Annotated in this window: 17 protein-coding genes and 1 tRNA gene; 11 read left to right on the top strand and 7 right to left on the bottom strand. The window is 68.7% G+C overall.

Annotated features, from left to right (window positions below):
* Positions 1-189: 189 nt before the first annotated feature.
* Positions 190-948, bottom strand: a complete 759-nt coding sequence (locus ASE10_RS18025; RefSeq protein ID WP_055910488.1) for an enoyl-CoA hydratase/isomerase family protein — start codon at positions 946-948, stop codon at positions 190-192.
* 57 nt (positions 949-1,005) lie between these two features.
* Between ASE10_RS18025 and ASE10_RS18020 the strand changes: the two genes are divergently transcribed.
* Positions 1,006-1,467 carry a copper chaperone PCu(A)C gene (locus ASE10_RS18020; RefSeq protein WP_082559963.1) on the top strand — a complete coding sequence of 154 codons (462 nt, stop codon included), beginning with the start codon at positions 1,006-1,008 and terminating at the stop codon, positions 1,465-1,467.
* A 479-nt stretch (positions 1,468-1,946) separates the two neighbouring features.
* Positions 1,947-2,990, top strand: a complete 1,044-nt coding sequence (locus tag ASE10_RS18015; protein ID WP_082559962.1) for an alpha/beta hydrolase — start codon at positions 1,947-1,949, stop codon at positions 2,988-2,990.
* Between the two features lie 140 nt (positions 2,991-3,130).
* Here ASE10_RS18015 and ASE10_RS18010 read toward each other — a convergent pair whose 3' ends face one another.
* The 5 genes from ASE10_RS18010 to ASE10_RS17990 all read right to left on the bottom strand — a co-directional run bounded on the left by ASE10_RS18010 (position 3,131) and on the right by ASE10_RS17990 (position 11,422).
* Positions 3,131-3,550, bottom strand: a complete 420-nt coding sequence (locus ASE10_RS18010) for a thioesterase family protein (protein WP_055910487.1) — start codon at positions 3,548-3,550, stop codon at positions 3,131-3,133.
* Complete coding sequence (gene uvrA, locus ASE10_RS18005) at positions 3,547-6,462, bottom strand: excinuclease ABC subunit UvrA (protein ID WP_055910484.1); 2,916 nt, start codon at positions 6,460-6,462, stop codon at positions 3,547-3,549. The genes ASE10_RS18010 and uvrA overlap by 4 nt, the downstream gene beginning before the upstream one ends.
* A 375-nt stretch (positions 6,463-6,837) precedes the next feature.
* Entirely contained in the window at positions 6,838-7,707 is an 870-nt protein-coding gene (locus ASE10_RS18000) for an OmpA family protein (protein ID WP_082559961.1), read from the bottom strand.
* A gap of 118 nt (positions 7,708-7,825) precedes the next feature.
* On the bottom strand, positions 7,826-9,913 hold the full coding sequence (locus tag ASE10_RS17995) for a S8 family peptidase (RefSeq protein WP_162250487.1): 2,088 nt from the start codon (positions 9,911-9,913) through the stop codon (positions 7,826-7,828).
* An 819-nt stretch (positions 9,914-10,732) separates the two neighbouring features.
* Entirely contained in the window at positions 10,733-11,422 is a 690-nt protein-coding gene (locus ASE10_RS17990; protein WP_055910479.1) for a YidB family protein, read from the bottom strand.
* A gap of 213 nt (positions 11,423-11,635) precedes the next feature.
* On the opposite strand from ASE10_RS17990, the gene rplU reads away from it, so the two are divergent.
* From rplU to cgtA, 3 genes are all read left to right on the top strand, one after another.
* Entirely contained in the window at positions 11,636-11,956 is a 321-nt protein-coding gene (rplU, locus tag ASE10_RS17985) for a 50S ribosomal protein L21 (protein ID WP_036113830.1), read from the top strand.
* Between the two features lie 12 nt (positions 11,957-11,968).
* On the top strand, positions 11,969-12,223 hold the full coding sequence (rpmA, locus tag ASE10_RS17980) for a 50S ribosomal protein L27 (RefSeq protein ID WP_055910477.1): 255 nt from the start codon (positions 11,969-11,971) through the stop codon (positions 12,221-12,223).
* Between the two features lie 185 nt (positions 12,224-12,408).
* Positions 12,409-13,476 carry an Obg family GTPase CgtA gene (cgtA, locus tag ASE10_RS17975; RefSeq protein ID WP_055910475.1) on the top strand — a complete coding sequence of 356 codons (1,068 nt, stop codon included), beginning with the start codon at positions 12,409-12,411 and terminating at the stop codon, positions 13,474-13,476.
* A 265-nt stretch (positions 13,477-13,741) separates the two neighbouring features.
* Here cgtA and rpsT read toward each other — a convergent pair whose 3' ends face one another.
* Entirely contained in the window at positions 13,742-14,011 is a 270-nt protein-coding gene (gene rpsT, locus ASE10_RS17970) for a 30S ribosomal protein S20 (RefSeq protein ID WP_055910472.1), read from the bottom strand.
* 148 nt (positions 14,012-14,159) lie between these two features.
* Here rpsT and murJ point away from each other — a divergent pair, with 148 nt between their 5' ends.
* The 6 genes from murJ (at position 14,160) to ASE10_RS17940 (ending at position 21,682) form a co-directional block, all read left to right on the top strand.
* On the top strand, positions 14,160-15,791 hold the full coding sequence (gene murJ / locus ASE10_RS17965; RefSeq protein WP_055910469.1) for a murein biosynthesis integral membrane protein MurJ: 1,632 nt from the start codon (positions 14,160-14,162) through the stop codon (positions 15,789-15,791).
* A gap of 101 nt (positions 15,792-15,892) precedes the next feature.
* Positions 15,893-16,924 carry a bifunctional riboflavin kinase/FAD synthetase gene (locus ASE10_RS17960; RefSeq protein ID WP_055910466.1) on the top strand — a complete coding sequence of 344 codons (1,032 nt, stop codon included), beginning with the start codon at positions 15,893-15,895 and terminating at the stop codon, positions 16,922-16,924.
* Between the two features lie 86 nt (positions 16,925-17,010).
* Positions 17,011-19,866, top strand: a complete 2,856-nt coding sequence (gene ileS / locus ASE10_RS17955; protein WP_056306364.1) for an isoleucine--tRNA ligase — start codon at positions 17,011-17,013, stop codon at positions 19,864-19,866.
* Between the two features lie 124 nt (positions 19,867-19,990).
* Positions 19,991-20,503 carry a signal peptidase II gene (lspA, locus tag ASE10_RS17950; protein WP_056104694.1) on the top strand — a complete coding sequence of 171 codons (513 nt, stop codon included), beginning with the start codon at positions 19,991-19,993 and terminating at the stop codon, positions 20,501-20,503.
* Between the two features lie 21 nt (positions 20,504-20,524).
* A complete protein-coding gene (ispH, locus tag ASE10_RS17945; RefSeq protein ID WP_055910463.1) occupies positions 20,525-21,475 on the top strand; it encodes a 4-hydroxy-3-methylbut-2-enyl diphosphate reductase in 951 nt (316 codons plus the stop codon).
* A gap of 131 nt (positions 21,476-21,606) precedes the next feature.
* A tRNA-Thr gene (locus ASE10_RS17940) sits at positions 21,607-21,682 on the top strand.
* The last annotated feature ends 257 nt before the right edge of the window (positions 21,683-21,939 follow it).

The following is a 21,939-nucleotide window of genomic DNA, read 5'->3' as shown; positions in this document are numbered from 1 at the left end:
GGGAGCAGCGTGAGCCGCGATCGCGCGGCAGCCGATCGCTTCGCATCCGCGTCGTAGCGCCGCAACCGACCAACGCATGCGTGCCGCGTTTCGCGGACGATGCTGCGTCGTTGCCGGATCGCGGCTCACGCCGCTCCCACAGGACGCGGGCGACGCTCCAAGAGGACGTCGCGAACGGGCAGGCGCGTCTTACTTGCCCAGCCGCGCGACCAATGCCTGCAACGCCGCCTGCGTCGAAGGCTGATACCAGGCTTCGATGAAGCGCTGCAGGTGGATGTACTCCGGTTGCAGCGCCTCGATCAGGTCGGCGCGCGCGATCGAGCGCGTCTGCAGCATGGCGTGGCGCGGCAACGCCAACAGCTGTTCCAGCCAGACCCGGGCACGCGTGGCGACATCGTCGATGTCGGTCAGCTCGTCGACCAGGCCCGCCTGCAGCGCCTGCTCGGCCTCCAGCATTTCGCCCGCGACCAGCAGGCGCTCGGCGCGGTAGGTGCCGACCACGCGCCGCATCAGGCGCTGGATGCCTTCCGGCGCGACCAGGCCGACCTGGGTTTCGTTGAGGCCGATCCGGAACGGGCCGGAGGCCATGATCCGGTAGTCGCAACACAGCGCCAGCACGCAGCCGCCGGCAGGGGCGTGCCCGGCCATCGCGGCCACTACCGGCACCGGGCTGGCGGCCAGCGCCAGCGCGGTGTCGAAGAAGGCCTGCCACGCCGCCATCAGCGCATGCCGGTCTTCGCCCAGCGACAGCAGGTGCGGCACGTCGAGGCCGGCCGAGAACACTTTCGGCCCGCCCGCCAGGACGATGCCCTGGGCGCCGTTGCCGATCGCATCGGCGAGCGCGCCGCGCAGCTCCTGGCACAAGGCTGGGTTGAGCGCATTGACTGGCGCGCGGGTCAGCTGCAGTTCGACGATCTCGCCGTGGGGAGTGGCGGTGACTAGGCTCATGGGGAGGCTCCTTGCGCGGCGGTTCGGGACGGAAACTTCAAGCGCTATCATAGGCCGATGAAGCCGCTCCGCTACCGCACCGCCGTCCTCGTTCCGGCCCTGCTGCTGGCCCTGATTCCCGCTTTGTGCGCCGCCCCGCCGGCGCTGGCCCGCGGTTGCGCCGCGCGCCTCGTCGACGGCTGGGTCCGGCTGCCGCCGGCGCAGATGCCGATGATGGCCGGCTTCGGCCGGATCGAGAACCGCTGCCCGCAGCCGATCGTCATCGTCGGCGTCAGCAGCCCGGCCTTCGGCGACAGCTCTCTGCACGAGACCCGCATCGTCGACGGCGTCAGCCGCATGCGCGCGCTGCCGGAACTGCGCATCGCGCCCGACGCCGCGGCCACCCTCAAGCCCGGCGGCATGCACCTGATGCTGATGCAGCCGCACGCGCCGCTGAAGCCGGGCAGCAAGGTCGTGGTCGAGTTCGCGCTCAAGGACGGCGGCGTGCTGCGCGGTGAACTGGAAGCGCGCAAGCCCTGAGGCGCGGCGCGCGTTTCGATCCGGGAGCCGCCGGCCCGGTCCCGATTTCTGCGGTTGCCACCGCGGCTTACGGTGTCGCGAAGCTTAGGGTGCGGTGACCACCGCTCCGCGCATGTTCAGCGCTTGATCGCTGCCGACACCGCCACCGGACGGCCGCCGACGCGGTCGACCCAGATGTCTAGAGATAGCTCCCAGGGCGTCGTTCCCCCTGGCAGAGCCCATTTCTGATGTGCAAGTGAATCTCGCGGACCTCATGGACTGCGAGCAGGTGCTACCTGCCCGCTTTGTATCCGAATGTGTCGGGGGGCGGATTGGCGTCATTGGCTGACGAATCCACGGTTGGCCAAACACATGGGCGATACGCCTCAGGCGCGCAATGACCCCATCGCCGACCAGCCTGACCTTCGACGGCGGCTATCTGATCTAGCACGCACGCTTCGTTCCGCTTCCCGATTTCCAACGCGTTGGAGGACCCACCCATGTTTACCGCTCTCGCTTCATTCCTTTCCGCTGCGCGCCGCAGACCGCGCCTCGCCCCATGGCTGTTCGCCACGCAACTGCTGTTGGCCGGCGCCGCCGTCGCCGCTACGCCGGAACCCGCGCCGGCCGGCGCGGCCTTGCCCGCGGCCTTGGTGGCCGACAAACACGTCGATGCCGGCGACCTGCGCATCGGCTACGCCGAACTGGGGCCGTCGCGCGGCGAAGTGGTGATCCTGCTGCACGGCTGGCCGTACGGCATCGATAGCTACGCCGAGGTCGCGCCGCGATTGGCCGCGCGGGGCTATCGCGTGATCGTGCCGCACCTGCGCGGCTACGGGAGCACGCGTTTCCTTTCGCCCGATACGCCGCGCAACGGCGAACCCGCCGCGCTGGCCTCCGATATCGTGGCCTTGATGGACGCGCTGAAGATCCATCGCGCGACGCTGGCCGGCTACGATTGGGGCGCACGCACGGCCGACATCGTCGCGGCCGTGTGGCCGGAGCGCGTCAAGGCGCTGGTATCGGTCAGCGGCTACCTGATCAGCAGCCAGGAGGCGGGCCGCAAGCCGCTGCCGCCACAGGCGGAATTGCAGTGGTGGTACCAGTACTACTTCGCCACCGAGCGCGGCCAGGCGGGCTATGCGCAGTACACGCACGACTTCGCCAAACAGATCTGGCAACTGGCGTCGCCGCAGTGGAAGTTCGACGATGCCACGTTCGAGCGCAGCGCCGTCGCGCTCGACAACCCGGACCACGTCGCCGTCGTCGTGCACAACTACCGCTGGCGCCTGGGCCTGGCCGAAGGCGAGCCGAAGTATGCCGCGCTGGAACAACGCCTGGCGGAGGCCCCGGCGATCGCCGTGCCGACGATCACCATCGAAGGCGATGCCAACGGTGCGCCGCACCCGAAGCCCGAGGCCTATGCCGGCAAGTTCATCGGCAAGTACGAGCACCGTACCTTCAGCGGAGGCATCGGCCACAACCCGCCGCAGGAAGCGCCCGGCGAATTCGTGCAGGCCGTGATCGACGCCACTCGTCTGTGAATCCTTATCGCGCTACGTGTCCGCCCTGCACGCCGATCTTGGGGGCGCGGGCTTCTCGATTCCGATCGGTGCGGTTGTCACCGCACCCTACGGCGTCGCGATGGATGGGTGCGGCGACCACATCGCCGCACCGCGCCTGCTCAGCGCTTGATCGCTTCCAGCACCGCCGCCGGCAGCGGCACCGGACGGCCGCTGGCGCGGTCGATCCAGACCACGACCACGTGGCCGTCGCAGTACAGCGCGCTGCCGTCCTCGGACACGATGCGGTGACCGATGGTCATGCTGGTGCTGCCCACGCGCTGCGCGAACAGTTCCACCACGACCTCGGACGGGTACGGGATCGGCAGCCGGTAGTTGAGCTGCACCGCCGCCAGCAGCGGCGCGATCTCGTCGTTGACCCATTCGCCGCCCCAGCTCGCGAACCAGCGGATGCGGCTTTCCTCGAGGTAGGTCAGGAAGTTGGAATTGTTGACGTGGTTGAACGCATCCAGGTCGCGCCAGCGCAGCGCGATCGGCATGCGGAACAGCACGTCGCCGGCGGTATCGGTGGCTTCGGTCATGCGGCGGACTTCTTCTTGGCCTTGGCCGGAGCCTTGGCGGCGGGCGGTTTGCGCGCCGGCTTAGACTCGCGTGCGGCCGGGCCCATGCCCAGCAGCGGCGCCAGGAAGTGGCCGGTATGCGAATGCGGCAGCGCGGCGATCTGCTCCGGCGTGCCGGTGGCGAGGATGCTGCCGCCGCGGTGGCCGCCTTCCGGGCCCAGGTCGATGACCCAGTCGGCGGTCTTGATCACGTCCAGATTGTGCTCGATCACGACCACGGTGTTGCCGTCGTCGCGCAGGCGGTGCAGCACCGCCAGCAGGTGCTCGATGTCGTGGAAGTGCAGGCCGGTGGTCGGCTCGTCCAGGATGTACAGCGTACGCCCGGTGTCGCGGCGCGAGAGTTCCTTCGACAGCTTGACTCGCTGGGCCTCGCCGCCCGAGAGAGTGGTCGCGCTCTGGCCGAGCTTGATGTAGCTCAGGCCGACGTCCATCAGCGTTTCCAGCTTGCGCGAGATCGCCGGGATCGCCTCGAACAGACCCAGCGCATCCTCGACCGTCATTTCCAGCACGTCGTTGATGTTGTAGCCCTTGTAGAGGATCTCCAGGGTTTCGCGGTTGTAGCGCTTGCCGCCGCAGACGTCGCAGGGCACGTACACGTCCGGCAGGAAGTGCATCTCGACCTTGATCAGGCCGTCGCCCTGGCAGGCCTCGCAGCGGCCGCCGCGCACGTTGAAGCTGAAGCGGCCCGGCGAATAGCCGCGCGAACGCGCTTCGGGCACCTGCGCGAACAGTTCGCGCAGCGGCGTGAACAGGCCGGTATAGGTGGCCGGATTGGAACGCGGCGTGCGTCCGATCGGCGACTGGTCGATGTCGACCACCTTGTCGAACAGCTCCATGTTCTCGACCGCCTTGTACGGCGCCGGCGTGTGCGAGGCGCCGTTGAGCTCGTTGGCCGCGATCGCGAACAGCGTGTCGTTGATCAGGGTCGACTTGCCCGAGCCGGACACGCCGGTGACGCAGGTGAACAGCCCCGACGGGATCGTCAGGTCGACGTCCTTGAGGTTGTTGCCAGTGGCGCCGCGCAGATGCAGGCTGGTCTTGGGGTTGGGCTTGTGGCGGTTCTTGGGGATCTCGATCCGGCGCTTGCCGCTGAGGTACTGGCCGGTCAGCGAACGCGGCGCCTTGAGGATGTCGGGGAACAGGCCCTGGGCGACGATCTCGCCGCCGTGCACGCCGGCACCGGGCCCGATGTCGACGATGTAGTCGGCCAGGCGGATCGCGTCCTCGTCGTGTTCGACCACGATCACGGTGTTGCCCAGATCGCGCAGGCGGGTCAGGGTGCCGAGCAGGCGCTCGTTGTCGCGCTGGTGCAGGCCGATCGAGGGCTCGTCGAGCACGTACATCACGCCGACCAGGCCGGCGCCGATCTGGCTGGCCAGGCGGATGCGCTGGGCTTCGCCGCCGGACAGCGAATCGGCCTTGCGTTCCAGGGTCAGGTAATCCAGGCCGACGTCGACCAGGAAGCGCAGGCGGTCGGCGATCTCCTTGACGATCTTGACCGCGATCTCGCCGCGCCAGCCGGGCAGATTGAGCGACTTGAAGAAGTTCAGCGCCTCGTCGACCGGCAGCACCACCAGCTCAGGCAGCGGCCGTTCGGCCACGAACACGTTGCGCGCGGCGCGGTTCAGGCGCGCGCCGCCGCATTCGGTGCAGGCGCGTTCGCTGATGTACTTGGCCAGCTCTTCGCGCACCGCGGCCGATTCGGTCTCGCGGTAGCGGCGCTCCAGGTTGGGCACGATGCCCTCGAAGCGGTGCTTGCGCTGGCTGCGGCCGCCGTTCTCGGTGATGTAGCTGAAGTTGATCTGCTCGTCGCCGCTGCCGTACAGCACGGCGTTGCGCGCCTTCTCCGCCAGCGACTGCCACGGCGCGTCGACGTCGAACTTGTAGTGCTTGGCCAGCGACTGGATCAACTGGAAGTAGTAGGCGTTGCGGCGGTCCCAGCCGCGCACCGCGCCGGCCGACAGCGACAGCTCCGGATGCACGACCACGCGCGAGGGGTCGAAGAACTGGGCCACGCCCAGGCCGTCGCAGGTCGGGCAGGCGCCGACCGGCGAGTTGAACGAGAACAGGCGCGGTTCCAGCTCGGGCAGCGAGTAGTCGCAGACCGGGCAGCTGTACTTGGACGAGAACAGCAGCGGCGCGGCGTCGGCGTTGTCCAGCGACATCACCTGGGCCATGCCGTCGCCGAGCTTGAGCGCGGTTTCGAACGACTCGGTCAGGCGCTGCTTGATGTCCTCGCGCGGCTTGAAGCGGTCGATCACCGCTTCGATGGTGTGCTTGACCCGCAGCGCCAGCGGCGGCACCGCGTCGATCTCGTACAGCGCGCCGTCCACGCGCACGCGCACGTAACCCTGTGCGCGCAGCTGCTCGAAGATCTGCGCGTGCTCGCCCTTGCGCTCGCGCACCACCGGCGCCAGCAGCATGTAGCGTTGCTCCGGGTCCAGGGCGATGACCTGGTCGACCATCTGGCTGACCGTCTGCGCTTCCAGCGGGTAGTGATGGTCCGGGCAACGCGGCGAGCCGACGCGCGCGTACAGCAGGCGCAGGTAGTCGTAGATCTCGGTGATCGTGCCGACGGTCGAACGCGGGTTGTGCGAGGTCGACTTCTGCTCGATCGAGATCGCCGGCGACAGGCCTTCGATGTGGTCGACGTCGGGCTTTTCCATCACGCTGAGGAACTGCCGGGCATAAGCCGACAGCGACTCGACGTAACGACGCTGACCTTCGGCGTAGATGGTGTCGAACGCCAGCGACGACTTGCCGGAGCCGGACAAGCCGGTGATCACGATCAGCTTGTCGCGCGGAAGATCGAGGTCGATGTTCTTGAGGTTGTGCGTCCGCGCGCCGCGGATGCGGATGAAATCCAGCGCCATCGTTTGCCTGCAATGGGGGAGGGCGGCCGGCGCGCGAGGCGACGGCGAACAGAAGAGCGTAGCGAGTGGGGAACATGGGGGCAAATCCCCGGAACGGAAGGGCCGTGCGGGGCGTCGTCGCAGGCTCGATCGCGACGGTGGGTTTCGTTGCGGATAAGCGGGCTGGCCCCTCAGCAGGGAAGCCAAACGGAGGCGGCAGGGGCCGCCATGGCTCTGCGGTTCCCTCCCTTTGAAATGGGGGCAGGGGACTGGCTTCTGCGCGAATCGGGTATTCCCACCGCCAAAAAAACGCCGGCGCAAACCGATCGCCGGCGAGGGCCTGGAGAGAGGCCGGTTACGTAATCGGCGGCGGCCGCTGCGAGGCCGGCCGCCGGGTCATTTGACGAGCTTGAAGCTGATGCCGCGGCCGCCGTCGGGCCCGGAGGGCTTGGTTTCGATCGCGCCCGGACTGACGCCGTTCACGATCAGCAGCACCTTGACCGCCTCGGCGCGCTGCTTGGACAGGGCCAGGTCGTCCTCGGCCACGCCGCTGCCGCCGGCCGGGCCATAGATCTCGACCCGGGTCTGCGCCGGCGCGGACTGGATCGCCTGGGCCGCATCGCTGAGCGCGTCCAGGCTGCCCGCGGCGATGCGCGCGCTGTCGCCTTCGAACGCGATCGGGGTCTGGTTCAGCGCCTTGACCACCTCGGCGGCGCTGGCCTGGTCCCCGAGCGAGGCCAGGGCGGCATTGGCCGGCGCCGCGCCCACGCCTTCGAACAGGCCGGTGTAGGCGTAGCCGGGATAGAGCGTGCGCGCCTGTTCCAGCAGCGCGGCGCGGTCGGCCTCGGCGACCTGGCCGGACAGCTGGATGCGCTGGCCTTCGAAACTGACCGCGGCGCCGGGCTGGGTGAAGGCGGCGACGAACTTGGGCAGGTTGGCGGCCCAGGCGGCCGGACGCGCGTAGCGATCGACGGCGAGGTCGCCGGACACTTTCTCGGCGCCGTAGGCATGGGCAAGCGCGGCGATCACCGCCTGCTTGGTGGCCTCGCTGTCGACGTTGCCGTCGTAGCGCAGGCTGCCGTTGTTGTTGACCAGGCTGAGCTTGGCCTCGTAGCGCGGCACCGGTGCGGCCGCGGCGGTCTTGGCCGCCTCGGCATCGGCGCCGGCGGGGCCGCGGTTGCAGCCGGCCAGGCCGGCGACGCAGGCCAGGGTCAGCAGCAAGGCGCCGGTGCGATGCCGGCGCGGAAGAATGGGGCGTGGATGCATGCAGGCTCCAGGGCGTTACGTAGAAAACGACGGACGGCGGGCGTAGCCGCGAAGGCGGTCGCTCCGCTCCGGTAGCGGAGGGCCCGGCGTACCGGGCCCTCCGTGTTGCACGCTGCGATCAGCGCTTGGCGGAGGCGTACTCGATCTCCACCGGGTCGGCGCATTCCTGCGTACCGTTGTTGCACAGCTTGTAGCTCATGGTGCCGGTACCGATGATCCGGAAGGTATCGGTGGTGGCGCCGTTGTTGCGCACGGTCTTGAGGATCGCGCCGTTACGGTAGACGTCGATGTTGCGCTTGCCCTTGAGCCAGGTCAGATCGACGCGGGTGCGGTGGTTGGTGAGCGGGGTCGCCTCGGCCTCGACCGCGCGCGGCCAGTTGGCGTCGGTGAAGCTCGGGTACAAGGACACGCCGGCCGAGTTGCTGAAGCCCTTGATCGTCACGTACCAGATGCCGCCCTGCGGTGCCGGGAAGAAGCAGTTCTCGTTGTTGCCGGAACTGAACGGACGGCAGTCGTAGGAGGTGTTGGTCGGCGGGGTGCCGCGCTTGACGTAGATGTCGGCGTCGCCGGTGCCGCCGTACATGGCGAACAGCAGGTTGGACGCGCCGTTGGGCACCAGCAGCTGGTAACGGACGTTGCCGCCGGCCAGCACTTCGATGCCGGTGACGGTGACGCCGTTGGACAGCTCGATCGCCGGCGGCGGGGCCGGCGGCGGCGGCGGATCGGCCGGCAGCGGTTCGGCACCGGAGGCCACGGCCACCGCGTAACGGGCATCGATGATGCCGGCGCCGCAGGGCTTGTCGTAGTTGCAGCCGCCCGCGAAGCCGCCGGACGCGTAGGCGGTGTTCTCGAGGATCTTCTTGATCTGCGCCGGGGTCTTCGGCGTGGCCGCGGCGGCCTGCATCAGCGCGACCACGCCGGCGACGTGCGGGGCCGCCATCGAGGTGCCCGCCATCCAGGCGTAGCCGTCGCCTTCCTGGCCCTGCAGGCCCAGGTTGAGGGTCGACAGGATGTTGTCGGCCGCCGGGGTGACGCCCGAACCGCCGGGCGCGGCCACGTCGACCACGGCACCGAAGTTCGAGTAACCCGCCAGCGCGCCGGTCGGTCCGACCGCGGACACGGTGATCACGTCGTTGCAGCTCGCCGGCGAGTAGCCGGCCGCATCGGCCGAGGAGTTGCCCGCAGCGACCACGACCGTGGTGCCGCGCGCGGCCGCCGCGGTGTACGCGGCCTGTTCGGCCACCGAACACGCGCCGCTGCCGCCGAGGCTGAGGTTGATGACCTCGGCCGGGGTGGCGTTGGCCGGCACGCCGGCGACGGTGCCGCCGGAGGCCCAGGTCACCGCGTCGATGATGTCGGACTCGTAACCGCCGCACTTGCCCAGCACGCGCACCGGCTGGACCTTGGCGCCGAACGCGACGCCGGCCACGCCGACGCCGTTGTTGGTCGAGGCGGCGACGGTGCCGGCGGTGTGGGTGCCGTGCCAGCTGCTGTCCTCGGGGATGCCGAAGATGTTGCACTCGCCGTCGTGCCAGTCGCCCGGATCGTTCGGATCGGCATCGCGGCCGTCGCCGTCGACGCTGACGTCCGGATCGATGATGAAGTCGTAGCCGGCCACCAGGTTGCCGACCAGATCGGCGTGCGGGGTGATGCCGGTGTCGAGCACCGCGACCACCACGCCGCTGCCCGTGCTCAGGTCCCAGGCCGGTTCGGCGTTGATGCCGCCGGGGCCGTTCTTGTAATGCCACTGCTGGGCATAGCCCGGATCGTTCGGGACCAGCAGCTTCTGGCGCAGACGGTCGGGTTCGACCGCCAGCACGTTGGGATCCTTCATCAGCTCGATCATCAGCTCCTTGCTGGCGGCGCTGTCGAGCTTGCGATCGGTGCGGATCAGCGCGCTGCCGGTGGCGAGCGTGCGCATCGGCGCGATGCCCAGGCCCAGCGCCTTGGATGCGCTGGCCAGCTGCGTGCCGACCTGGGTGGCGGCCAGGCTCTTGGCGTTGGCCGAGCTCTTGAAAGTGATGATGAAGCGGTCGTGTTGGGCCGGCTGCTCCTTAGCCGACTGCGCCGCCTGCGGGGACAAGGTCGAGACCTTGGTCTTGTTGGCCGTCGGCAACTTGCCGCCGGAATAGGCCGCCGGTGCGACCACGATCGCGGTGGCGATGGCCAGTGCGGTCCATTTCATCGAACGTACTTTGCGAGTCATGACAAACATCCTTGATTTCGTAGCTCATGATCCCCGGCGCATCCCCTGATGGCGTCGGGCGCTGGTCCGCGGCTATGGCATCTTTCCTCGCCGCGGGACTTCGGTGCGCGAGCTGCGCGCGGACGCCCATCCGGGGCGGCGCGCAATCGCGGTAATGGGGTGGTGGAACCTGTGGAAAGCAGGATCGCGCGGCACTGTCTCGGTGACTGCGACACGCGGAAAATCTGTTGCGCGCAGCGAATGCGCGTGCCGATCGGTGGCGTGCAAGCAGGTGGCGTGCAAGTCGCTGAGGTGCCGGCCGGCAAGGCGTCGGTCGGCGACGTGCCGGTCCAGGAAAAATGCGAGCGCGATAGTCGCGACGTCGCTGCGAAACGCGGGAAGGCTGGAGGATTCCAGTCGCATGCAGAGGGCCCCTGTAGGTGGAACCGGCATGGCCTGCCGTGTTCGCGCGCAATGCGTCGCGACTCAGCATCCTTGCTGTGTTCCGTCTGGCGCGACCCCCTGCGGCGCGCCAGTTGGCAAGCTAATTCAACACTGGCGACGTGCGCAAGTGGCACGCACTACGACTAAAGCAGGCATGGTCTATACATCGATATGTAACGCGCCATGTAACGTATTGGCACCTTGAAGTGGCGTTCGCGCGCAAGGCCGAATTCCCGGCGAAAACCGGCGTGTTCACAAACGCGAATAGGCGTTAGGCACACTTTGTGTGCACTCGTCTGCGCATGCGTATGCGATGTCGATTGTGTGAACTGCGTCGCGCTGGCTGTCGCGATGCGCATAGTCAGCCGGCGCGATCGCGGTGTTCGATCGCCCCATTCAACCGCGCAGCAGCAACGCGATTGCCCCCAGCAGCGCGAACAACAACAGCCACGGCCACAGGCGGCGCCAGTACGAATGTCGATGCCGCGGTCGCGGCAGCGGATCGTCTTCGGCGCGGTAGAGCGGGGCGTCGCTGGCCGCGAACGGACTGGGGCCGGTGTCGCGTACCGGATGCAGGCCGATGGGTGCGGGTTCGACCGGCTCGTCGGAGCTGGTCGCCGCCGACCCTGTTACGGGCGATCCCGCTGCGAGCGCTCCCGGCCACGACGATTCGAAACCGGATCCCGGCTCCTGCGGGTCCGGCCACTCGCCTTCGCGGCCCAGGTCATGGCCGCCGTGCCAGCGGTCGTCCTCGCCCAGGCTGTCGACCGCCTCGGGCAGGATCGCGGCCGAGGCGCTGGCCACGGCCGCGGCCGGCAGGTCCAGGATCCGGGCCAGGGCGGCGATCTCCGACTCGCCGAACACCCGCTCCAGCTGGTCCGCGGTCAAGGGGCGGTTGGGGCCGGGGGCGATCCAGGACGCCGCCAGGTCCTCCAGGCCCTGGGCCCGGAAGGCCTGCACGAAGCCCGACGGGCCGCCGCGCGCGGGGTCGAAGATCCGGTCCTTCCAGGCCGCCAGCAGGCGCAGGGCCTGGTCCGGGTTGAGGCCGTAACGGCTCGCGACCTGGTCCAGCAGATGTTCGAACATGAATCGGTCCCCCGCGCGGATAGGCCTGCCACGGGGTCCTTCGCAGCGTCTTCAATACAACATGAGACGCGTTAAGGCCGCGGCAGGCGGCCAGGCCCGGGTTCCGGGGCAGGGGGTAGTTGCTCCAACTAGCTGAAGCGCCTACAATTCCGCTTCTGTCCGCCCGCGTTTGGGTGCGGCAGCGACCAAAATAACTACAGAGGAATACCGGTCATGTACGCAGTACTGGTCACCGGCGGTAAGCAATACCGCGTGATGCAAGGCGAGACGCTCCGCGTCGAGCTGCTCGATGTCGAAGCCGGCAGCGAGATCAAGTTTGACACCGTCCTGATGCTGGGCGATGGCGAAGGCGTGAAACTCGGCGACGCGCTCAAGGGCGCCAGCGTCACCGCCAAGGTCGTCGGCCACGGCCGCGCCGACAAGGTGCGCATCGTCAAGTTCCGCCGTCGTAAGCACCATCGCAAGCAGATGGGCCACCGTCAGCACTACACCGAAATCGAAATCACCGGCATCGCCGGTGGTGACAACAAGTAAGGAGCAGCAGCCATGGCACATAAAAAGGGCGTAGGTTCTACCCGCAACGGCCGCGACTCCAACCCGAAGTACCTGGGCGTGAAGATCTACGGCGGCCAGGCCATCGAGGCCGGCAACATCATCGTGCGCCAGCGCGGCACCCAGTTCCACCCGGGCGCCGGCGTCGGCCTCGGCCGTGACCACACCTTGTTCGCGCTGGTCGACGGCAAGGTCGAGTTCTCGGTCAAGGGCCTGAAGAAGCGCCGCACCGTCAGCGTCGTCGGCTAATCCCGAAGCGCTGGTTCGCGAAGGGCCCCGCTTCGGCGGGGCTTTTTGTTTCAAGGCCGGGATTCGGGATGGGGGATTAGGGATTCGCAACGGCGAAAACCCGGTTTCCCGCTCCCGCTACAATCCCTGGTCTACGTGTTTTTGCTTTACGAATCCCCAATCCCGAATCACGAATCCCGGCTCCTATGAAACTCGTCGACGAAGCAGAAATCCAGGTCATCGCCGGCAAGGGCGGTAACGGCTGCGTCGGTTTCCGTCGCGAGAAGTTCATCCCGCTGGGCGGGCCGGACGGCGGCGACGGCGGTGCCGGCGGCAGCGTCTGGCTGGTCGCCGACGAGAACGTCAACACCCTGGTCGATTTCCGCCACCAGAAGCAGTTCCGCGCCCAACGCGGCGAGAACGGCATGGGCCGCCAGGCCTACGGCAAGGGCGGCGACGATCTGGTTATCGTGGTGCCGGTCGGCACCGTGGTCACCAATGTCGAAACCGACGAAGTGATCGGCGACCTGACCGCGAGCGGCGACCGCCTGCTGGTCGCGCGCGGCGGCAAGGGCGGCCTGGGCAACATGCATTTCAAGAGCTCGGTCAACCGCTCGCCGCGCAAGGCGCTGCCGGGCCTGCCGGGCGAAGAGCGCGAGCTCAAGCTCGAACTCAAGCTGCTCGCCGACGTCGGCCTGCTGGGCTTTCCCAACGCCGGCAAGAGCACCCTGATCCGCGCGGTCTCGGCGGCGACGCCGAAGGTCGCCGACTATCCGTTCACCACCCTGTATCCGAACCTGGGCGTGGTCAGCGTCGAAGCGCACCGCAGCTTCGTCATCGCCGACATTCCCGGCCTGATCGAAGGCGCGGCCGACGGCGCCGGCCTGGGCGCGCAGTTCCTGCGCCACCTGCAGCGCACGCGCCTGCTGCTGCACCTGGTCGACATCGCGCCGATGGAAGGCGGGGTCGAGGGCGTGAGCCCGGCCGAGCAGGTGCGCGCGATCGAGCGCGAACTGGCCAAGCACGATCCCGAACTGTTGGCCAAGCCGCGCTGGCTGGTGCTCAACAAGGCCGACCTGCTGCTGGAAGAAGAGCAGCAGGCCGCGGCCCAGGCCGTCATCGACGAACTGGGCTGGAAGGACCGCTGGTTCCTGGTGTCGGCGATCGGCCGCGAGGGCACCTGGCCGATCATGCTCGACGTGATGGCGTTCTTCGACCGTCAGCGCGAGGAAGCCCTGGAAGCCGCGAACGCCGCCGGCGACCATGCGCCCTGAGCCGCGGGCTCGACTTTCCGATCCGATCCGATCCGGCGCGCAGCGCGCGCCATGCGTATTCGCGCGCGCCGCTACGGGCGCAACGGGCGAGGGCGCACGACCGCGCGTGCGCGACTTCTCGATCGCTTCACCGATGCGGCCGATGATCGGCCGCATGTCCGCATCCGCAGCGGCGAGTGCCGCGGCCCACCCGACCCGGAAAAGCAAAAACCCGGCCGAAGCCGGGTTTTCGCGGACCGTCGCGACCGTAGCCGCGAGCGCTGCATCAGGCGGCGGACAGCGCCTTGATGCGAGCCGTCAGGCGGCTCTTGTGGCGCGCGGCCTTGTTCTTGTGGATCAGGCCACGGGAGCTGAAACGGTCGAGGATCGGCTGAGCGACGTCGAACGCGGACTTGGCACCGGCGGCGTCGTTCTCGCCGAGGGCCTTCAGCACCTTCTTCACGGCGGTACGCAGCATCGAACGCTGGCTGGCGTTACGGGCATTGCGGACGACCGTCTGCTTGGCGCGCTTCTTGGCGGACTTGATGTTTGCCACGGGTGGTTTCCTGGAAAATTTGGTTGAAAGCTGTGATGGAACTGGGTGCAAAAATGCAATTGCGGAAAATCAGACCCAAAAGTATGGCCGATTCAGTGACTTGCGTCAACTGCGCCGCCGCCCTGCCGGAAACGGCCGGGGGCGCCCGATGAGCAAGGGCGGTCTGCTGCGGTCTTCGGCCATTTTCAGCGCCATGACCCTGATTTCGCGGGTCTCCGGCCTGGTCCGCGACCAGGTCTACGCCTGGCAGTTCGGCGCCAGCCCGGCCATGGACGCGTTCTTCATCGCGTTCCGCATCCCGAATTTCCTGCGCCGGCTGTCGGCCGAGGGCTCGTTCTCGATGGCCTTCGTGCCGGTCCTGGCCGAGTACAAGGAGAACCGGGACCACGCCGCGGTCAAGGACCTGGTCGATCGCGTCGCCGGCACCCTGGCGGCCGCGCTGCTGGTGCTGACCGCGGTGGTGGTGCTGGCCGCGCCCTGGGTGATGCAGCTGTTCGCGCCGGGCTTCGAGCCGGGCAGCGAGCAGTACCGGCTCGCCACCCAGATGCTGCAGATCACCTTCCCCTACGCCTTGTTCATCTCGCTGGCCTCGCTGGCCGGCGGCATCCTCAACAGCTACGAGCGCTTCGCGATCCCGGCCCTGTCGCCGGTGCTGCTGAACTTGTCGATGATCGCCGCGGCGGTCAGCGCGGTGCCGCTGATGAAGCCATGGGGGCTGAATCCGGTGCTGGCGCTGGCCTGGGGCGTGTTCGTCGCCGGCGTCCTGCAGCTGGCGTTCCAATTGCCGGCGCTGGCCAAGCTGGGCCTGCTGCCGCGGCCGCGCTGGGGCGCCGCGCATGCCGGCGTGCGCAAGATCATGCGGCTGATGGTGCCGACCCTGTTCGGCTCCTCGGTGGCGCAGCTCAACCTGCTGCTGAACACCGCACTGGCCTCGTTCCTGATCGCCGGCAGCGTGACCTGGCTGTACCTCACCGACCGCTTGCTGGAATTCCCGCTGGGCATGTTCGGCGTCGCGATCGGCACGGTGATCCTGCCGCACCTGTCCAAGCGCCATGCCGCGACCGACCCGCAGGGCTTCTCCAAGGGCCTGGATTGGGGTTTCCGGCTGTGCCTGCTGATCGGCGTGCCGGCCTGCCTGGGCCTGGTGCTGTGCGCCGAGGCGCTGATCGCGACCCTATTCCAGTACGGCCGCCTCAGCCCCGGCGACACCGCGATGATCCGCCTGAGCCTGATGGCGCAATCGACCGCGGTGCCGGCCTTCCTGCTGGTCAAGGTGCTGGCGCCGGCGTTCTACGCGCGCCAGGACACCAAGACCCCGGTGAAATCGGCGGTGGTGTCGGTGATCGTGAACCTGACCGCGACCGTGGCGCTGCTGCTGAGCGCGCTGTACTTCACCGACGTCGGCCAGGCCGCGCTCGCGCGCAGCGGCGGCCATCTGCGCGAGGCCCTGGGCGAAGTCCCGGGCGCGCACGCCTGCCTGGCGCTGGCGATCGCGATCGCGGGCTGGACCAACGCGCTGCAACTGGCCTGGTACCTGCGCCGCGCCAGGGTCTATGCGCGCCAGCCCGGCTGGGGCCGTTTCCTGCGTCAGATCGGGATCGCGGCGCTGGCGATGAGCGCGGTGGTGCTGGCCCTGCTGTGGCTGTGGCAGGGCTGGACCGGCTGGCCGTGGTGGGAGCGCGGCTGGAAGCTGGCGGTGGTGGTGGGCGCCGGCGGTGCGGTCTACGGCGCGGCGCTGTGGCTGCAGGGCATCCGCCCGCACCACCTGCGCGGACATTGAACGAGCGGCGGCGGGCGGCTTGAGAGCCGCCCGCGGCGGCTATACTTCCTCATTCATCCTTCTAACTGGCTGTTTCGAGCCGGTCCCCCACGCCAAATTCAATGAGCAGGCTGTTTCGTGACGTCGAGGGCGGGCTCCGTTGCCCGCACGGCAGTGTGGTCTGCATCGGCGCCTTCGATGGCCTGCACCTCGGGCATCGCGCGCTGGTGCGCCACACGGTCGCGCGTGCGCGCGCCTTGGGCGTGCAGGCGGTGGCGCTGAGCTTCGAACCGCTGCCGCGCGAATTCTTCGCCCCGTCCGCGCCGCCGCCGCGCCTGCTGCTGCCGCGCGCCAAGGCCGAGGGCCTGCTGGCGCTGGACGCTGACCAGGTCGGCCTGCTGCGCTTCAACACCCGCCTCAGCGGCCTGAGCGGCGAGGATTTCGTGCGCAAGGTCCTGGTCGAGCGGCTGGGCGCGCGCGAGGTCTGGGTCGGTCCGGAGTTCCGTTTCGGCAAGGCCCGCGGCGGCGACATCGACCTGCTGCGCCGCCTCGGCGAAAGCTGCGGCTTCGGCGCCCACGAGATCGATCCGGTCCATCACGACGGCGAACGCGTCTCCAGCACCCGCATCCGCGCCGCGCTGCTGGCCGGCGATTTCGCCGCCGCCGCGCCGCTGCTCGGGCGCCCGTACGCGATCGGCGGGCGGGTGGTGCGCGGCCGGCAGCTCGGCCGCACCCTGGGTTTCCCGACCGCCAACCTGCGCTTCGGCGGCAAGACCCCGGCGCTGTCGGGCATCTACGCGACCTGGGTGCACGGCGTCGGCGATCACCCCTGGGCCTCGGTGTCCAGCCTGGGCACGCGGCCCACGGTCGACGGCGTCGAGCCCTTGCTCGAAGCGCATCTGTTCGACTTCGACGGCGACCTGTACGGTCGCAGGATCGAAGTCGAGTTCGTCGCGCACCTGCGCGCCGAACTCAAGTTCCCCGATCTGGCGTCGCTGACCCAGCAGATGCACCGCGACGCCGCCCAGGCGCGCGAGTCGCTGCTGCTCGATGCGCAACGCCGCCCATTCCCCGCACCGCATTCGTCCCCCGACCTTCGACGTGCGTCCGCGTCGCCGGCCCAGGCCGCGAGCGCGGCCGAGAAAACTGCCTGAGACCCGCTGTGACCAACGACCCGAGCCAATCCGCCCCCGGCAACGCCTACAAGGCCAGCTTGCTGCTGCCGGCGACCGATTTCCCGATGCGTGGCGACCTGCCCAAGCGCGAGCCGGAAACCCTGGCGCGCTGGGAGAGCGAGGGTCTGTACCAGCGCATTCGCGAGAAGACCGGCGGCCGCGAGCGCAGCTTCGTGCTGCACGACGGCCCGCCGTACGCGAACGGCGAGATCCACGTCGGCCACGCGGTCAACAAGGTGCTCAAGGACATCGTGATCAAGTCCAAGCTGCTGGCCGGCTTCGACGCGCCCTACGTGCCGGGCTGGGACTGCCACGGCCTGCCGATCGAGCACAAGGTCGAGAAGGAGTTCGGCAAGGTCGGCGAAAAACTCGACGCCGCCGAATTCCGCGCCAAGTGCCGCGAATACGCGACCACCCAGATCGACATCCAGCGCCGCGGCTTCAAGCGCCTGGGCGTGACCGGCGATTGGGATAACCCCTACCGGACCATGGATTTCCGCTACGAGGCGGACATCATGCGTTCGCTGGCCAAGATCGTCGATCGCGGCCACCTGGTGCGCGGCTCCAAGCCGGTGCATTGGTGCTTCGATTGCGGCTCGGCCCTGGCCGAAGCCGAGATCGAATACCAGGACAAGGAATCCACCGAGATCTACGTGCGCTATCCGGTGCTCGACCGCAAGCGCGTGTTCGACGCGTTCGGGCTCGAAGACGACGGCGCACCGCTGTCGGTGCCGATCTGGACCACCACGCCGTGGACCCTGCCGGCCAGCCTGGCGGTGACGCTGGGGCCGGAGGTCGACTACGTGCTGGTGAAGGTGCAGCCGGGCGCCGAAGACCTGTTCAAGGAAGACGGCCAGCGGCCGGAATACCTGCTGGTCGCGTTCGACCTGACCGCGAACTTCCTCGGCCATCTGGCCAAGCGCGAAGCGCTGAAGCACGGCGACAGCGTCAAGGCCAACGACTCGCCGATCGTCAAGGGCGCCGAGTTCGAAGGCGTGCGCCTGCAGCATCCGTTCTACGAGCGCGAGATCCCGGTACTGCTGGGCGACCACGTCACCATCGACGCCGGTACCGGCGCCGTCCACACCGCGCCCGGCCACGGCCAGGAGGACTACGCGGTCGGCCTGAAGTACGGCCTGGTCGAGCGCTACACCGCCGCCCAGATCAACCCGGTCGACGCGCGCGGCCTGTACCTGCCGTCGACGCCGCCGGCCGCCGGCCGCGACCTCGCCGGCCAGCACATCTTCAAGATCGATCCGCTGATCGTCGAAGTGCTGCGCGAGCGCGGCGCGCTGCTGGCCATGGGCCGCATCAAGCACAGCTACCCGCATTGCTGGCGCCACAAGACGCCGGTGGTGTTCCGCGCCACGCCGCAGTGGTTCATTTCGATGGAGCAGGCCGGCCTGCGCCGCGACGCGCTGGCCGCGATCCCGGGCGTGTCCTGGGTGCCGGGCTGGGGCGAGGCGCGCATCTACAACATGATCGAAGGCCGTCCGGACTGGACGATCTCGCGCCAGCGTTACTGGGGCGTGCCGATCGCGCTGTTCTTCCACCGCGAAACCGGGCTGCCGCATCCGCGCACCGGACAGATCATGCGCCAGGTCGCCGACGCGGTCGAAGGGCAGGGCGCCGACGCCTGGTACGCGATGACCGCCGAACAACTGCTCGGCGACGAGGCCGGCGACTACGAGAAGGTCAACGACATCCTCGACGTCTGGTTCGACTCCGGCACCAGCCACGAATGCGTGCTCGCCCAGCGCCCGCAGGACGGCCTGCGCAAGCCGGCCGACCTCTACCTGGAAGGCTCCGACCAGCACCGCGGCTGGTTCCACAGCGCGCTGCTCAGCGGCGTGGCCATGGACGGCGTCGCCCCGTACCGGCAGGTGCTGACCCACGGCTTCACCGTCGACGAACACGGCAAGAAGATGTCGAAGTCGATGTTCAACGCGCTCGCGCCGGAGAAGGTCACCGACACCCTGGGCGCGGACGTGCTGCGCCTGTGGGTGGCCTCGACCGAATTCCGCAACGAGATGACGGTCTCCGACAAGATCCTCAAGCAAAACGCCGACGTCTACCGCCGCATCCGCAACACCGCGCGCTTCCTGCTCGGCAACCTCAGCGGTTTCGACCCGGCGAAGCACCTGGTCGCGATCGACGACATGGTCGCGCTGGACCGCTGGATCGTGCACCGCGCCGCCGAACTGCAGGACCGCATCGCCGCCGCCTACGAGCGCTACGACTTCGCCGAGATCGTGCAGGCGCTGTCGAACTTCTGCAGCGTCGACCTGGGCTCGCTGTACCTGGACGTGACCAAGGACCGCCTGTACACCATGCAGGAGGATTCGCGCGGCCGCCGCTCGGCGCAGAGCGCGATGTACCGCATCGCCGAGGCCTTCGTGCGCTGGATCGCGCCGATCCTGGCCTTCACCGCCGACGAAATGTGGCGCCACCTGCCGGCCAACACCGAGCACGGCGCGCGCGAAGGCAACGTGCTGTTCACCACCTGGTACGACGGCCTGGCCCTGCTGTCGGACGACGCGGCGCTGTCGGCCGAAGACTTCGCGCGCTTGCTCGCGCTGCGCGACGACGTCAGCAAGACCCTGGAACCGATGCGCGCCGAAGGCAAGATCGGCGCCGCGCTCGAAGCCGAGATCGCGCTGCGCTGCGGCGTCGCCGACCAGAACTGGCTGGCGCCGTTCGCCGACGAACTGCGTTTCCTGTTCATCAGCGGCGACGTCGAGATCGTCGCCGACGACGCGGTCAAGGACATCGCCGTGCTCGCCGCGCCGACGACCAAGACCAAGTGCGTGCGCTGCTGGCATTACCGTGCCGATGTCGGCGTCGACGCCGCGCATCCGGACCTGTGCGGCCGCTGCGTGAGCAACGTCGCCGGCGCCGGCGAGGACCGTCGCTGGTTCTGAGCCGCCGTCCACCGCCGGTCCGCGTTTGAACCACGCGGGCCGGCAGCCCAACCTCCCCGGATCCGCCGCGCGCGGATCCCTCCATCCGGTGACCGGTCGCGACCGCAACCAGGAGCGCAACACGATGCCGCAACTCCCCAGCAAGAACGCGCTGCCCTGGCTGATCGTCTCGGTCGTGGTGATCGTGCTCGACCAGCTCAGCAAGTGGTGGGTGCTGTCGTCGCTGCCCGAGTACACCGCGATCCCGGTGATCGAAGGGGTCTGGAACTGGTACCGCACCTACAACACCGGCGCCGCCTTCAGCTTCCTCAGCGATGCCGGCGGCTGGCAGAAGTATTTCTTCGTGGTCCTGGCCGTGGCGATCAGCGCCCTGCTGGCCAGCTGGCTGCGCCGCACCGAACGCACCGACTGGAAAACCGCGCTGCCGTACGCGCTGGTGATCGGCGGCGCCCTGGGCAACGTGCTGGACCGGCTGATGCACGGCCACGTGGTCGACTTCATCCAGTGGCATTGGGGCGACCACTACTGGCCCGCGTTCAACCTGGCCGATTCGGCGATCGTCGCCGGCGCCGTGGGCATCGCCCTGGTCGGCCTGTTCGCGGCGCCGGCCAAGCCCACCTCCAAGCCCGCCGCCTAGGCCAGGAGTACAATCGGCCCCATGGACGTCCTGCTCGCCAACCCTCGCGGCTTCTGCGCCGGCGTCGACCGCGCCATCGAGATCGTCAAGCGCGCCATCGAGACCCTCGGCGCGCCCATTTACGTGCGCCACGAAGTCGTGCACAACCGCTTCGTGGTCGACGACCTCAAGCACCGCGGCGCGATCTTCGTCGAAGAACTCGACGAAGTGCCCGACGGCGCCACCGTGATCTTCAGCGCCCACGGCGTGTCCAAGGCCGTGCGCGAGGAAGCCGAACGGCGCGCGCTCAAGATCTTCGACGCGACCTGCCCGCTGGTGACCAAGGTCCATCTGGAAGTCTCGCGGCATTGCCGCGCCGGCCGCGACGTGGTCCTGATCGGCCACGAAGGCCACCCCGAAGTCGAAGGCACCATGGGCCAGTGGCGGCGCGAAGACGGTTCCGGCCGGATCTATCTGGTCGAAGACACCGACGACGTCGCCGCGCTCGTGGTCGACCAGCCCGAAAACCTCGCCTACACCACCCAGACCACGCTGTCGGTGGACGACACCCGCAGCGTGATCGAGGCCCTGCGCAGCAAGTTCCCCGCCATCCAGGGCCCGCGCCACGACGACATCTGCTACGCCACCCAGAACCGCCAGGACGCCGTGCGCGAACTGGCCGCCCACTGCGACCTGGTGCTGGTGGTCGGCTCGCCCAACAGCTCCAACTCCAACCGCCTGCGCGAACTGTCCGAGCGCGAAGGCGTGGAGGCTTACCTGATCGACGGCGCCGTCGAGATCGACCCCGAATGGGTGCAGGGCCGCAAGCGCATCGGCATCACCGCCGGCGCCTCCGCCCCGGAAGTGCTGGTGCGCGGCGTGATCGAACGCCTGCGCGAACTCGGCGCCGAGCGCGTGAACGAGCTCGACGGCGAGCCCGAAGACATGGTCTTCGCCCTGCCCAAGGAACTGCGCCTGCGCCTGGTCAGCTGAGCGGCCCGCGGCCGGGCAGGGCGCTCGAACGCCCCGTCTGAATTGACCCGCCCTGCTGCCTAACCCTACAATCCACACCCCCGCGGCCCGTCCGCGGAGGCCCACGCCGCAAGGCCGGGCCACGCAACACCGCCGGAATAGCTCAGTTGGTAGAGCGCGTCATTCGTAATGATGAGGTCGTAGGTTCGATTCCTATTTCCGGCACCAAACACCTCGAAGCCCCGCAATGCGGGGCTTCGTCGTTTCTGGCGTCCCCCAAGCGCCAACGAACGCTCCCGGCTTTGGGGTAGGAGCGGCGTAAGCCGCGACCCCGCCTCCCGCCCGCCGCGCCAGTTTCGTAACCCGCCTGCCTCCTGTAGGASCGGCGTAAGCCGCGACCCCGCCTCCCACCCACCGCGCCAGTTCCGCAACCCGCCTGCCTCCTGTAGGAGCGGCGTAAGCCGCGACCACGCCTCCCGCCCGCC

The sequence above is a fragment of the Lysobacter sp. Root76 genome (assembly GCF_001428685.1).
Lineage (GTDB): Bacteria > Pseudomonadota > Gammaproteobacteria > Xanthomonadales > Xanthomonadaceae > Lysobacter.
This window is presented reverse-complemented; position numbering and strand designations above follow the sequence as displayed.